This is a genomic window from Nonomuraea fuscirosea, assembly GCF_003001935.1.
GTDB classification, from domain to species: Bacteria; Actinomycetota; Actinomycetes; order Streptosporangiales; family Streptosporangiaceae; genus Nonomuraea; species Nonomuraea fuscirosea.
On sequence record NZ_PVNG01000001.1, the window covers coordinates 471583 to 485491 of the forward strand.

Genomic DNA, 13909 nt, shown 5'->3' on the forward strand with positions numbered 1-13909 from the left:
CGGCAGGCGGACGGATGCACCGATGAACGCGGCAGATGGACGGATGGACGCGGCCGATGAGCGGCTGCGGCGGTGGCGGCTGGTGCTAGGGGGCGGGGCGGCCGACGGCACCGGGCTCGGGCTGGACGGCGTGGACGCGCAGATGGACGCGGCGCTGGCCGCCGTCTACGACCGGGGCGGCCGGGAGGACGGAGCGCCGGGAGGCAGGGAGGGCGGGCTCGGCGCGTCGGCGCCCCGGGTGGCCCGCTGGCTCGGTGACATCCGCACCTACTTCCCCTCCACCGTCGTCCAGGTCATGCAGAAGGACGCGATCGAGCGGCTCAACCTCACCAGGCTCCTCCTCGAACCCGAGATGCTCGAAGCCGTCGAGCCGGACGTGCACCTGGTCGGCACCCTGCTGGCGCTCAACAAGGTCATGCCCGACCAGGCCCGCGAGTCCGCCAGGGCCCTCGTGCGCAAGGTGGTGACGGAGCTGGAGCGCAAGCTGGCGCAGAAGACGAGGGCGGCGGTCAGCGGGGCGCTCGACCGGTCGGCCAGGACCCACCGCCCCAAGCGGGTGGCCGACGTCGACTGGGACCGGACGATCAGGGCGAACCTCAAGAACTACCTGCCGGAGCGGAACACCGTCGTCCCCTCCCGCCTCGTCGGCTACGCCCGCAGGCAGCGGTCGGTGCAGCGCGAGGTGGTGCTGTGCATCGACCAGAGCGGGTCGATGGCGGCCTCGGTGGTGTATTCGAGCGTGTTCGGGGCGGTGCTGGCCTCGATGCGGGCGCTGAAGACGTCGCTCGTGGTGTTCGACACGGCGGTGGTGGACCTCACCGACCGGCTGCACGATCCGGTGGAGCTGCTGTTCGGCACCCAGCTCGGCGGCGGCACCAACATCAACCGGGCGATCGCGTACGGGCAGGGTCTCATCACCAGACCGGCCAACTCGATCTTCATCCTGATCAGCGACCTGTACGAGGGCGGCGTGAGGGAGGAGATGCTGCGCAGGGTGGCGGCGATGACGCAGGCCGGCGTCCAGGTGATCGTGCTGCTGGCGCTGTCCGACGAGGGGGCGCCGTTCTACGACCACGAGAACGCCGCCGCGCTGGCCGCGATGGGCGTGCCCGCGTTCGCGTGCACGCCCGACGCCTTCCCGGACCTGATGGCGGCCGCGATCGAGCGGCGCGACATCACCCAGTGGGCCGAACGCCACACCACCCTCTGAGCGCCGTCACGCGGGCTCGGACTCCGGGCGGGCGTGGCGGGGCAGCAGGTACGTCAGCGCGAACGTCAGCGCCAGCAACCCCACCTCCACCCACACCGTCGCCTGCATGGAGGCGCCGAACCCCCAGCCGGAGGCCAGCAGGTCGAAGAAGAGCGTCCCCAGCACGGCGGTGCCCACCGCGCCGCCGAGCTGCTGGATGCCGGTCAGCGCCCCGGAGGCGGAGCCGGTCTCGTGCGGCTCGACCCCGGCCAGCACGATGTCGAAGAACGGCGCCATGGTCAGCCCCATGCCGATCCCGACCAGGGCCAGACCGGGGGAGAGCTGCCAGGTGGAGACGTCCACCCCGGTGAGGTGGATGGTGAGGGCGAGCACGGCCGCGCCCGCCGCCATCACGAGGGTGCCGATCTGCATCAGGCCGCGCCCGAGCTTCGCCTGCAGCCCGGACATCGCCAGACCGAAGCCGGCCACGCCGCCGAGCGCCTGGGGCAGGGCGGCCAAGCCCGCCTGGAGCGGGGTGAAGCCGAGGCCCAGCTGCGTGTAGAGGCTGAAGACCAGGCCGAAGCCGATCATCCCGGAGAAGAAGGCGAGCCCGGCCACGAGGCCGCTGCTGAAGGAGCGCTTGCGGAACAGGCTGGGAGTGATCAGCGGGTCCCGGCCGGACCTGGCGCGGCGGGACTCGTACCGGCCGAAGAGGGCGAAGAGCACGACGGAGGCGGCCATCGAGACGAACGTCCAGGCCGGCCAGCCCGACTCGCGGCCCTGGATGAGCGGGAAGATGAGCAGGAACGCGGCGGCCGAGACGAGCGCGACGCCGGGCAAATCGAGCCGGGTGGCGTTCGAGAGGCGATATTCCGGCAGGAAGCGCAGCGCGGCCACGACGGCGGCCAGGCCGAGCGGCAGGTTGATCAGGAAGATCATGCGCCAGCCGGTGCCGAAGAGGTCGGCGTCCACCAGCCAGCCGGCCAGCACCGGGCCGCCGACGGAGGAGATGGTCATGACCGGGCCGAACATGCCGAAGGCCTTGCCCAGCTCCTCAGGCGGGAACATCTCCTTGATCAGCCCCAGCCCCTGCGGGAGCATCACGGCGCCGAACAGGCCCTGCACCACGCGTCCCGCGATCAGCAGTTCAGGGCTGCCGGAGACGCCGCACAGCAGCGAGGCGGCGGTGAAGCCGAAGGCGCCGATCACGAACATGCGCTTCCTGCCGTACAGGTCGCCGAGCCGGCCACCGGTGATCAGGCCCACGGCCATGGCCAGGGTGTAGCCCGCGCCGAGCCACTGCACCAGGCTCTCGCTGCCGCCCAGCTCCCTGCGGATCGTGGGGGCGGCGATCGCGGTCACGAGGGCGTCGAGCAGGTCCATGACCTCGGCGGCCAGGATGACGAACAGCGCGACCCAGCGCCAGCGATAGGGCTGGACACCGGTGGCCTCCGCTGAGGCGGTGACGGTCATGAGGGACTCCTTGAAACGGTGTTCGTGTTGGACGAACGTTGTTCGTTACGAACACCGTTTTAAGCGCGAACACCGTTCGTGTCAAGTACGGCGTTCGCGGTAGAGTGAGTGCATGGTGGATCGGAAAGAACGTGGCGAGGGCGAGGTCCCGGCGCCCCCGTGGCGCAGGTCGCGCAAGCCGGCGCAGCCGAGACGGCAGCTCAGCCAGGATTTGATCATCGATACCGGCCTGCGCATCCTCGACGTCGAGGGCCTCGACGCGCTCAGCATGAGACGGGTGGCCCAGGAGCTCGACACCGGCCCCGCCTCGCTGTACGCGCACGTGGCCGGCAAGGAGGAGCTGCTCGAACTGATCTACGACCGGGTGCTCAGCGAGATCAGGCTGCCCGCGCGCGACCCCGCCCGATGGAAGGAGCAGTTGCGGGCGTACGCCCTGGAGGTGCACCGCGTGCTGGGCGCGCACGCCGACGTGGCCAGGGCCGCCCTGGCCACCATCCCGACGGGCGAGCACTCGATCCGCGCGGGCGAGTTCCTCTTCGGGCTGCTCGTCGAGGCCGGGATGGCGCCGCGCGAGGCCGCCGTGGCGATGGACCGCCTCTCGCTCTACATCGTCGGCGACGCCTACGAGGCATCCCTGCACTACGCGCGGATGCGGGCGGCCGGGATGGACGATCCCGAGGAGTATTTCGAGTCGTTCGTCGCCCAGATCGCCGGCTACTACCGGGCGATCCCGCCGGAGCGCTTCCCGTACCTGGTCAAACACGTGGACGACCTGATCGCCGACGACGGCGAGCAGCGCTTCCGCTACGGCCTCGACCTGATCCTCGACGGCATCGAGGCCCGCATGCCGCGCGACCCCTGACGGCCGGGCGCGGGCGGCGGGCGCCTTAGGCCGAATTGCCTAGGCCCCGGGCCCGATGTGCGGTCAGAGGCCTGGCCATAGCTTTCCGGTATGACGACGACGATGGAGAAGACGGCGGCGGCCCCCAGCGTGGTGGCCCCTCAATACCGGGCGCTGAGCGTCGGGCTGGTCGCCCTGGTGATGTTGCAGGCGTTCGAGGCCATGGCGGTGGCCACGGCCATGCCCGTGGTGGCGCGTGATCTTGGCGGCATGCACCTGTACAACCTGGCCTTCAGCGCCACGCTGGCCGCCAGCGTGATCGCCACGGTGCTGGGCGGACGGTGGAGTGACGTGCGCGGGCCGCTCCCGCCGATCGCGACGGGTGTGGCGGCGTTCGTGGCGGGGCTGTTGCTGGCCGGGCTGGCGCCGACGATGGAGCTGTTCGTGGCGGGCCGGTTCGTGCAGGGCATCGGGATGGGATTCACGCAGGTCGCCCTGTACGTCCTGGTCGCCCGGGTCTACCCGCCGGCGATGCATCCACGGGTCTTCGCCCTGTTCTCGGCGGCGTGGGTGGTGCCCTCCATGGTCGGCCCCGCCATCGCCGGCTTCGTGGTGGAGAACCTCGACTGGAGGCTGATCTTCCTCGGCGTCACGGTCATCGTGATCCCCGCCGCGCTGCTGCTCTGGCGCGGCACCGCGGGCAAGATCGCCGCCGGTGTCACCGCCGAGCCCGCCTCCGGTCTCGGACGCAAGCTCGTCTACGCCACGCTGACCGCAGTCGCCGCCGCGCTGATCCAGTACGGCAGCGCGCTCAAGCTGGCCGGCCTGCCCCTGCTCGCCGTCGGCGTGGCGCTGCTGGTGATCTCCCTGCCGAAGCTGCTGCTGCCCGGCTCGCTGCGGGCCGCCCGCGGCCTGCCGACGGGGCCCGTCCTGCGCGGCCTGGCCTTCGGCTCCTACACGGCGGCCGAGGTGCTCATCCCGCTCATGCTCATGAACGAGCGCGGCCTGACCGCCACCGGCGCGGGCGTGGTGCTCACGGTCGGGGCGCTCGGCTGGTCCGCCGGCTCGTGGATCAAGGGTCGCGGCATGATCGGCAACCTGGCGGCCATCCGCGGCGGCGCCGCCCTGATCGCGGCCGGCATCGCCATGGTGAGCCTCGTGCTCGTCGACCAGGTGCCGCTCGCGGTCGCGTACGTGGCGATGGCCCTGGTCGGGCTCGGTATCGGCGCGCTGCACCCGACGGTGTCGGTCCTGGTGCTGGAGATGTCCAAGGAGGGCGAGGAGGGCGACAACTCCGCCGCCGTGGGCGTGGGGGAGTCGGTGTTCACCGTCATGGCCGTCGCGGTCAGCGGCGCCCTGTTCACCGCCGCCGCCCAGAACTACGCGGCCGGTCTCGCCTTCGCCGTCGCGCTGGCCGTCGTGGCCGTAGTGCTGGCCCCGCGTTTCGTGCACTCCTCGGCACCGGGCACTATGGAGGAAGCCGCGTCATAAAAGGGGGGTTCATGCCGCGAGTGCGGGAGCTCGAGGTCTTCCGGTTGCTGCTGCCGTACGGCAGGAAGTCGGAGACCCTGCTCGTCAAGCTCACCGACCACGGCGGCATGACCGGGTGGGGCGAGGCCACCTCGCCCCCGGCCAAGACCTGGGCCAAGCTGGAGGAGACGCTGGCCGCGCAGCTGATCGGCATCGACTGGGAGCATCCCGACACCGTGCCGACCGGCGAGCCGGCCGTCGACATGGCCTGCTGGGACCTGTGGACCAGGATGCGCGGGGTGCCGCTCGCCGAGGCGATCGGCGGCACCCGCACCTCGCTCGTGGCGACCGTGCGGCTGACCCCCGACTCGTCCGTCGAGAGCCTGGTCTCCCGGGTCAACCAGCAGGTCTGCGCCGGATACGGGCACGTCACGGTGGACGTCAGGCCCGGCTGGGACGTCGAGCCCATCCGCGCGGTGCGGCAGGCGTACCCGGCGCTCACCCTGGCCGTCGACTGCGGCAACGCCTACACCGACCTCGACCAGCTGCTCGCGCTCGACTCCTACGGCCTTGAAGTCATCGAACGGCCGTTCGCGGTCGCCGACACCTACTCCCACGCCTCGCTCCAGGACCAGGTGACCGCCTCGGTCGCGGTCGAGGTGGGCTCCTCCGCCGAGCTGGACGACTACCTGACCCTGCGGGCCGCGCGCGTCCTGCTGCTGCGGCCCTCCGCCTTCCCCTCGCTGTCACAGGTACGCCGCGCGCACGACCGCGCGGCCGCGGCCGGCTGGGACATCCAGTGCACGGGCGGCCAAGGGGCCGGTCTGGCCAGGGCGGCGACGGTGGCGGTGGCCAGCCTGCCCGGCTGCACGCTGCCGTGCGACGTCACGCAGCCGCCGCGCCAGAACCAGATCGTCACGCCGATCGTGGGCGCGAACGCCGGGGTGATCGCGGTCCCGCTGACCCAGCCGGGGCTGGGGCACGACATCGACGAGACCCGGCTGCACCGGATGGCCAAGGAATCCTTCCGCGTGTGACACCCCGGGTCGCGGAGGAGTCGTTTCGCGGGTGCGGCCCGTGATCGGGCGGGTGACGGAGCAGCCGTTTCGCGGGTGCGGCCCGGACCCGCCGCATGCTGGTGGAGTCGTCTCCTTCACCAGGTCGGGGCCGCCGGACGTCCGGGTGTGGTGGGTGTGACGTCGGCGTGATCACGTTCCCCTACCGTTGTCCCGAAATTTCGGGATATCGAGGGGGATGCGGTGGAGCTGACCAGGGAGCGGATCTTACGCATTCTCCTGACCAGGCATCCGGCCTGGCTGGTGCCGGAGCCGCTGAAGATCGTCATCGGCACGGTCGTGATCTGCGCCGTCGCAGCCGCCCTCACTGTGCCCGCCGCCGCCCTGGGCGGCGGCGGGCTCCTGATGATCGTGGCGGTGTGGGTCGCCGCGCTGTGGGCGTTTCTGGCCGCCCGGGTGCCGCGTACGTATGAGTGGAGCTGCCCGCGGCTTCCTCTGGACGACCAGCCGCGATTACGCGCCGTGCTCGAGGACGCCGGGCGGCTGGCCGGGCTCGACGGACTGCCGATGGTGCGGCTGACGGCCGACCGGGGGGTGTGGGTCCGCGTCAGGAGGGACGGGCGGGTGGAACTGATGATCGCCACTTACCTGCTCTTGGGGATGCGAGCGGAGGAACTGCGCACGTTCATCCTGCGCGAGCTGATCAGTGCCCAGCGGTGGTCCTGGCACGAGCGGTGGGCCGTCACCCTGCTGCGCGCCCATCGCGACTGGGAGTGGCTGGCCGCGGCCTGCGCGCCGATGCGGCATGCCCTCACGGCCGAGACCGCCGCCCTCGTCGGCTGGAAGGCCGTCTTCGCCGCCACGCGTGCCGAACTGGTCGCACGGCAGGCGTTCCAGTGGCATCTGACCCGGTACGCGACCAGCTTCGCGGGCAAGGGATGGCCGACCGACCTGTATGAGAGCTTCCGGTGGAAGATCCAGGAAGACGACCTGATGACCCGGGTCCGGCCGCAAGCCGAGGAACTCTCCCGCACCCTCTCCGACGCGGTCGAACTCGAGTGCGGCGGCTATCCCGCCCGGCCTGGTGATGAGACCGATGCTCAGCTCGGCGGCGGGCGTGGCGGCGGGCGTGGCGGTGAGCGTGCTGACGAGCACGGCGATGAACGCGTTGACGAGCGCGGTGGTGCACGCGCTGATGAGCACGGCGGTGATGAACACGGCGGTGATGAACACGGCGGTGATGAACACGGCGGTGATGGGTCCGGCGATGAGCCCGGTGCCGACTCTCGCGGTGGCGAACGGCTCATGGGCGATGACGAATGGTCGCCCAGCTCGGCCGGCGGCGTTCTGGAGAGCGTGGGGGCCGCGCTCGAACTCCGGCTGAACAAGGTGCTGGCCTACCGGGTGGCAGGCGGTGTGAGCCTGTCGCTGTTCGCCAGGCCGTACCGGCTGAGTGAGCTTCCCGCGCACGAATGGACCGCGCCCATGGTGCTTCGGCGCGTGGCCGTGCTCGACGCCGCCACCCGGCTCCTCGGCCGGCCCGCCACGAACCTGGACGTCGTCGAGCTGGTGGTCGCGGGGCGCGCCGGCGAGCTGGAGTGGTGGGGCAAGAAGGGCTCGTGCCCGCATCCCACACCCGGCGTCTGCGCCCTCATGCCGCTGTTCGACGTGGCGCTGCGCCGCCGGGGCTACACGCACGAACACGTGTTCGCTCAGCGCGTGCTCGTCGGGCCGACCGGGGACCGGGTGGACCTGGTAGAACTGTCCAGGAAGACGGAGTCAGGCGAGCCGTGGGGGCTCATGCTCGGAGGGCCGATGACCGGAGACGATCCCGAGGCCGACGCCGTCCGGCTGGCCGGCGAGTCGCTGGCGGCCGGTGACGCGACCGGCTGGTTCGAGCGGCTCTACGCCGAGTCGGCGACCGGCGACGCGCTCGTCCCATGGGACTCGCGCTCACCCCACTACCTGCTGACGGAGTGGGGCGACCAGCAGTTCGGCGTGCCCGGCGGGGGTGCCGGGGGTTCGCGTGGGCGGGCGCTGGTCGTGGGGGCCGGGCTGGGTGACGACGCCGAATACGTGGCCGGGCTCGGTTACGAGACGGAGGCGTTCGACGTGAGCGAGTCGGCGGTCCGGCTCGCCCGCGAGCGCTTCCCCGGCAGCCGGGTGCGCTACCAGGTCGCCGACCTGCTGGATCCGCCGAAGGAGTGGCACCGGGCCTTCGACCTGGTCGTCGAGGTCATGACCGTGCAGTCACTGCCGGAGCCGCTGCACGGGCGGGCCATCGCGGCGGTGGCCGGGTTCGTGCGGCCGGGCGGCACGTTGGTGGTGATCGCGACCGCGCGGGAGGAGGACGGGCCGGTGTTCGCGCCGCCGTGGCCGCTGACGCCGTCCGAGATCAGGGCGTTCGCCGGTGAGGGGCTTGAGGCGGACAAGATCGAGGACCTGCGAGGAGGGGAGCGACACCGGTGGCGGGCCATCTTCCACCGCCCCGCCTGACCCAGGCGGACTGAAGGGCCGAAACGCCTGACGGTGGCGGACGCGGAAGATGTACGTGCGTCGTCGAGCGAGTGCCTCGACCAGGCGCCTTGGTAGGGCGTGCCGGTCAGGGGTGCCGGACAGGCGGGGCCCGTGAGGTGTGCCGGCCGGGTGGGCCGGTCAGGTGTGCCGGCCGGGTGGGCCGGTCAGGTGTGCCGGCCGGGTGGGCCCGTGAGGTGTGTTGGCCGGTGGGCCCGTGAGGTGTGTTGGTTGGCCGCGCTGGTCAGGCGGTCTCTTGGAGGCGTCAGCGGCCATCGGGTGGGCTCAGGTGTGTTCGGTGGAGGGGAGGCCGAGGGGTTCGACGCGCTTCAGGATCACCGCGTACGTGAACGCGCCCAGCAGCGCCACGGCGGAGATCACCATCAGCGGCACGGTGAACGACGACGTCCGGTCCACCAGTACGCCGATCATGATGGGGCTGATGATGCCGGCGAAGTTCGAGGCGAAGTTCTGGATGCCGCCGATCGAGGCCACGTGCCGGTCGGCGGGCGCCACGTCGGCCGGCAGCGACCAGATGTTGGCGGCGGCGAACGTCGAGCCCGCGTACGCGACCGACAGCAGCGCCAGCGCCATCCACGCCTCCGGCACCCACACGGCGATCCCGATCACGGTCGAGACCAGGAACCCACCGGCGATGAACGTCTTCCTGACCTTCGTCACCGAGTCGCCGGCCGAGATGCGGCGGTCGGCCAGCCAGCCGCCCAGCCACTCGCCGCCGATCGCCACCAGGCCGGGCAGCGCGCCGAAGATGCCCAGCGTGAGCAGGCTGAAGTGCCGCTCCTCCACCAGGTACGTCGGGAAGAAGGTGAGGAAGAAGTAGACGACCATGTTGAGGCAGAAGAAGCCCAGCATCATCGCCCAGATCGTGCGATAGCGGAACAGGTCCCGCCACCGGATCCCGTCCTCCTCCTCGTCGCCCTCGAACCCGCGAGCCCCGCCCTCACGCAGGTAGTCCAGCTCCTCCTGGGTGATCTTCGGGTGCTCCTGCGGGTCCCGGTAGGCCCGCCACCACCCGAACGCCCACAGCAGCCCCGCCACGCCGATGATCGCGAACGTCCACCGCCACCCCAGCCAGGCGATCAGCGTCGTCACGATGGGCAGCGCGATGACGCCGCCCACCCGGGAGCCGGAGTCCCAGATCCCGGTGGCCAGGGCCCGTTCGTGCTTGGGGAACCAGCGGCCGACGACCTTGGCGCTCGTCGTGGCGGCCGGGCTCTCCCCGACGCCGAGCAGCAGCCGTACGCCGAAGAGTGAGGCGAAGCTGGTGGCCAGCGCCGTCAGCGAGGTGAACAGCGACCACCACACGGCGGCGAACGTGAACGTCCTGCGCGGCCCGTACCGGTCCACGAACCAGCCGGCCGCCAGCTGGAAGAAGTCGTACGACCAGAAGAACGCCGCCAGGATCATGCCCTCCTCGGTCTTGCTGAGGTGGAAGGTCTCGCCCATGAACGGCAGCGCGACGCCCAGGCTGGCCCGGTCCAGGTAGTTGATGACGAGCCCGGCGAAGACGTAACTGATCATGTACCAGCGCAACCGGCCGTGGACGGTGCTCCGGGAAGTTGTGGCCATGGCGATCCTCAGTACAATTTCCTATTGGATAATTCGGACATGTTGCCTAGAGTTCACCGCAGACGTCAAGTGGAGTCACAGGAGAGAGATGGCAGGCAGTGAGCTGAGTGGGCCGGTACGCGCCGCCCGCCGCAGCGTCCTCACCGAGGACGTGTACGAGCGCGTCAAGAGCCTGATCATGAACGGTGAGCTCGAACCGGGCGCCCGGGTCAACATCTACGCGGTGGCCAGGCTCCTCGACGTCTCCCAGACGCCGGTGCGCGAGGTGCTCTCGGCCCTGGAGTCGGAGGGCCTGCTGACCAAGGAGGCGCTGCGCGGCTATTCGGTGGCGCCCGTGCTCAGCCCGGCCCAGGTCGCCGACCTCTATCAGCTCCGGCTGCTGCTGGAGCCGTGGGCCGCCGGCAGGGCCGCCGAGCGGATCGGCCCCGGCGCCGCCGCCCGCCTGCGCGCCGAGCTGGACAGCGTCCCGCAGGCACCGCAGGGCACCCGGTACGAGGACTACCACACCATCGCCGCCCACGACGCGCGCTTCCACGACCTGGTGGCCGAGCTGTCCGGCAGCCCCGCGCTGCGCGAGTCGCTCCAGCGCACGCACTGCCACCTGCATCTGTTCCGCATCGAGTACGAGGGCAGGCGCAGCGGCGAGCCCACGCTGGCCGAGCACGCCCGCATCGCCGAGGCCGTCACGGCGGGCGGCCCCGAGGCGGCCGAGCAGGCGATGCGCGACCACCTCGGCGCCGCCCGCGACCGCTTCCTCCGGATGGGACCATCGACGTGACGAAGATCGTCAGTGCCTCGGCCGCCCTGGTCGACCTGCCCGTGGAGACCGTCAGGACGGACGCCGTGCAGGCGTTCGTCAAGCAGGAGACCATCGTCGTGGACCTGCGCACGGACGACGGCCTCGACGGCACCGGCTACTCCTACACGATCGGCACCGGCGGCCGGGCCGTGCTGTCCATGCTCCGCGACCACCTGCTGCCGCTGCTGGAGGGCCGCGACGCGCGGGACGTGGAGGCGGCCTGGCGCGAGCTGTTCGCCGTCACCCGCGCCACCACGGTCGGCGCGATCACCTCCCTGGCCCTGGCCGCCGTGGACACCGCCCTGTGGGACCTGCGCTGCCTGCGCGCGGGCGAGCCGCTGTGGCGCCTGGCCGGCGGCTTCCGCCGGGCCGTCCCCGTGTACGACACCGAGGGCGGCTGGCTGCACCTGTCCATCGAGGAGCTGGTACGGGGCGCGCTCGCGGCCAAGGAGTCCGGCCTGCGCGGCGTCAAGATCAAGATCGGCCGCCCCAGGGCGGAGGAGGACGCCGAGCGGGTGGCCGCCGTCCGCGCCGCCGTGGGCCCGGGGATGGACATCATGGTCGACGCGAACCAGTCCATGACGTACGCGGAGGCCAGGCGGCGGGCGTACGCGCTGGAGCCGTACCAGGTGGGCTTCTTCGAGGAGCCGCTGCCCGCCGACGACGTCCAGGGGCACAGGGAGCTGGCCAGGTCCACCTCGATCCCGGTGGCGGTGGGGGAGTCGCTGTACTCGGTCGGCCAGTTCCGCGACTACCTGGCGCGCGGCGCGGCCTCCGTGGTGCAGGCGGACGTGGCCAGGGTGGGTGGCATCACGCCGTGGCTCAAGGTGGCCCACCTGGCGGAGGCGTTCAACGTGGCCGTGTGCCCGCACTTCCTGATGGAGCTGCACGTCAGCCTGGTGGCGGGGGTGCCGGCGGGCACGTACGTGGAGCACATCCCGCAGTTGCGCGCCGTCACCCGCACGGAGCTGCCGATCGAGGACGGGCACGCCGTCGCGCCCGACGAGCCCGGCCTGGGGATCGCCTGGGACAGGAACGCCCTGGACGACCTCCGCGTGGCCTGACCAGGCCCGGGAGGCCGTTCGCCGGAGGTCGGGCGGGTCAACCCGCGGGGTGGCTCAGCTCGCGGGATGGCTCGACCCGCGGGGTGGCTCAGCTCGCGGGGTGGCCGCCCGGCGGGCCGGGGAGGCGGGACTCCAGCAGGCGGACGATCTCGGCGTGGCCGGTGCCGAGGGAGTGTTCCGAGCGCAGTTCGCCCGCCTCGTCCCGTACCTCCGCCACCACCCGCACATCGCCCCCTTCCGACCGTTCCCGCCGCACCCCGATCCGCGCCCCCGGCCGGGCGTACGCGCCGGCCAGCGCGCGCACCTCAGCCTCGGCGTCGCGCCCGGCGAACTCGCGGGCGGCGTCGAGAGGGCCGCGCCCGCCGGCGGGCGCGGGGTCGGCGCCACGGTCGAGCAGCGCGGTCACCGCGCCGAGGTGCCCCCAGCACGCGGCGGCGCACAACGGCAGCCCCTCGTCCTCGGCCGCGCTCTCCCTGTCAGGGTCGGCGCCGGCCGCCAGCAGCGTCCGCACGAGGGCGGCATGCCCCTGCACGGCGGCCCGGTAGAGCGCCGTGCCGCCGTCGTCGCCGGGTTCGTCGGGGGACAGGCCGGCGGCCAGCAGCCGCCCGGCCTCCTCGTTCTCGCCGCACGTCGCCGCCGTCACCAGGTCCTCTCCTGTCATGAGCCCCAGTCTGTACGGCGACGTCACCCTCTATCTGCCGATATAAGCCGATGAAAAATCTACAATGTAAGGGCGGCCTCCAGGAGCAGCGCCCCCGCCCCCCGCAACGCGGCGTCCCGGCCGGCCCGCGCCGGCGCGATCTCCAGATCCCTGGTCGCCAGCGGCAGGCAGCGCTCCCAGACCGCCGCCCTGATCGAGGTCAGCAGCGGCTCGGCCGCCGACAGGCTGCCCCCGACCGCCACCACGTCCGGATTGAAGAAGTTCACCAGCACCGTCAGCACCTCGCCGATGCGCCGGCCCGCGTGGCGCACCAGGCTGGTGGCCTCGGGGACGGCGTCGTTGACCAGCGTGACGATGTCGGCCGGGCGGGTCACCGTGACGCCGGCCTCGGCGAGCGCGGTCATCAGCGCGGCCCCGCTCGCGTACGCCTCCAGGCAGTCGGGGTGGCCGCAGGCGCACACGGTCGAGGAGTCGGAGCGGACGCGGACGTGGCTGATGTCGCCGGCCGCGCCCCGGCCCCGGTGCAGGCGGCCGCCCGCGATGACGCCGCAGCCGATGCCGGTGCCGGCCTTGACGACCATGAGGTTCTCGGTGCCCGGCCACCATCTGGCCTCGCCGGCGGCCATCAGGTTGGCGTCGTTCTCGACCAGGACGGGCAGGTCGTAGCGGGTGGCGAGGTGCTCGGCGACGGGGAAGTCGTTCCAGCCGGGCATGCGCGACGGCGTGACGACGCGCAGGGTGACGGGGTCGACGGGGCCGGGGACGCCGGTGCCGACGCCGCGCAGGGGGACGCCGGGGGGCACGTGCTCGGTCAGGAGCTCGTCGAAGGCGTCGGCGATGCGGTCGAGGGTGCGGCGGGGGCCGTCGGTGATGTCGCAGGAGCGTTCCTCGACGACGAGGGGTTCGCCGCTGAGGTCGAGCAGGCCGAGCCGGACGTGGTGCGCGCCGAGGTCGGCCACGGCGAGCACGCCCGCGCCGGGTGACAGGCGCAGGCGGCGGGGGCGGCGGCCGCCGCGTGAGGTGCCGGCGCCCTCTTCGGCGAGCAGGCCGGCGTCGATGAGCTCCTCGACGCGGAGTGAGACGCTGGATGCGGCCAGGCCGGATAAGCGGGACAGCTCGGCGCGTGACTCGGCCCTGCCGGTGGCGACGAGGCGCAGCAGGTCGCCCTGTGGCCCTTGCACGGGCAGCCGCTGGTTCATGTGAGATACCTACCATGTCAAGACTTACGCCGACAATGTATTGACTTGCTCCGAAATATCCCACTACGGTCCGGCTTATCTTCGAAATCGAAG

General features: G+C 72.0%; 11 protein-coding genes. 7 read left to right on the plus strand and 4 right to left on the minus strand.

Annotated elements, in window-relative coordinates; all coding sequences use genetic code 11:
• Positions 1-43: 43 nt before the first annotated feature.
• Positions 44-1210 (plus strand): VWA domain-containing protein, encoded by a 1167-nt coding sequence (locus B0I32_RS02150; protein ID WP_106234428.1) that lies wholly within the window; start codon positions 44-46, stop codon positions 1208-1210.
• A 6-nt stretch (positions 1211-1216) separates the two neighbouring features.
• Here B0I32_RS02150 and B0I32_RS02155 read toward each other — a convergent pair whose 3' ends face one another.
• Complete coding sequence (locus B0I32_RS02155; RefSeq protein WP_106234430.1) at positions 1217-2662, minus strand: DHA2 family efflux MFS transporter permease subunit; 1446 nt, start codon at positions 2660-2662, stop codon at positions 1217-1219.
• Positions 2663-2774: 112 nt separating this feature from the next.
• Here B0I32_RS02155 and B0I32_RS02160 point away from each other — a divergent pair, with 112 nt between their 5' ends.
• The 4 genes from B0I32_RS02160 (at position 2775) to B0I32_RS58715 (ending at position 8485) form a co-directional block, all read left to right on the plus strand.
• Positions 2775-3524: a TetR/AcrR family transcriptional regulator C-terminal domain-containing protein gene (locus B0I32_RS02160; RefSeq protein WP_106234431.1), complete on the plus strand. Its 750-nt coding sequence runs from the start codon at positions 2775-2777 to the stop codon at positions 3522-3524.
• 90 nt (positions 3525-3614) lie between these two features.
• Entirely contained in the window at positions 3615-4994 is a 1380-nt protein-coding gene (locus B0I32_RS02165; protein WP_245955484.1) for an MFS transporter, read from the plus strand.
• An 11-nt stretch (positions 4995-5005) separates the two neighbouring features.
• Entirely contained in the window at positions 5006-6010 is a 1005-nt protein-coding gene (locus tag B0I32_RS02170; protein ID WP_181306907.1) for an enolase C-terminal domain-like protein, read from the plus strand.
• Between the two features lie 222 nt (positions 6011-6232).
• Positions 6233-8485 carry a class I SAM-dependent methyltransferase gene (locus B0I32_RS58715; RefSeq protein ID WP_219911601.1) on the plus strand — a complete coding sequence of 751 codons (2253 nt, stop codon included), beginning with the start codon at positions 6233-6235 and terminating at the stop codon, positions 8483-8485.
• 303 nt (positions 8486-8788) lie between these two features.
• Here the strand turns inward: B0I32_RS58715 and B0I32_RS02180 are convergent, their stop codons facing one another.
• Positions 8789-10093, minus strand: coding sequence for an MFS transporter (locus B0I32_RS02180; protein ID WP_106234435.1), 1305 nt, complete (start codon positions 10091-10093; stop codon positions 8789-8791).
• Positions 10094-10181: 88 nt separating this feature from the next.
• Between B0I32_RS02180 and B0I32_RS02185 the strand changes: the two genes are divergently transcribed.
• A complete protein-coding gene (locus B0I32_RS02185; protein ID WP_106234436.1) occupies positions 10182-10871 on the plus strand; it encodes a GntR family transcriptional regulator in 690 nt (229 codons plus the stop codon).
• Complete coding sequence (locus B0I32_RS02190) at positions 10868-11956, plus strand: mandelate racemase/muconate lactonizing enzyme family protein (RefSeq protein WP_106234438.1); 1089 nt, start codon at positions 10868-10870, stop codon at positions 11954-11956. The genes B0I32_RS02185 and B0I32_RS02190 overlap by 4 nt, the downstream gene beginning before the upstream one ends.
• An 88-nt stretch (positions 11957-12044) precedes the next feature.
• Here B0I32_RS02190 and B0I32_RS02195 read toward each other — a convergent pair whose 3' ends face one another.
• Together B0I32_RS02195 and B0I32_RS02200 are read right to left on the minus strand one after the other, a co-directional pair.
• Complete coding sequence (locus B0I32_RS02195) at positions 12045-12617, minus strand: ankyrin repeat domain-containing protein (protein ID WP_106234439.1); 573 nt, start codon at positions 12615-12617, stop codon at positions 12045-12047.
• Between the two features lie 59 nt (positions 12618-12676).
• On the minus strand, positions 12677-13816 hold the full coding sequence (locus B0I32_RS02200) for an ROK family protein (RefSeq protein ID WP_245955486.1): 1140 nt from the start codon (positions 13814-13816) through the stop codon (positions 12677-12679).
• Positions 13817-13909: the final 93 nt, after the last annotated feature.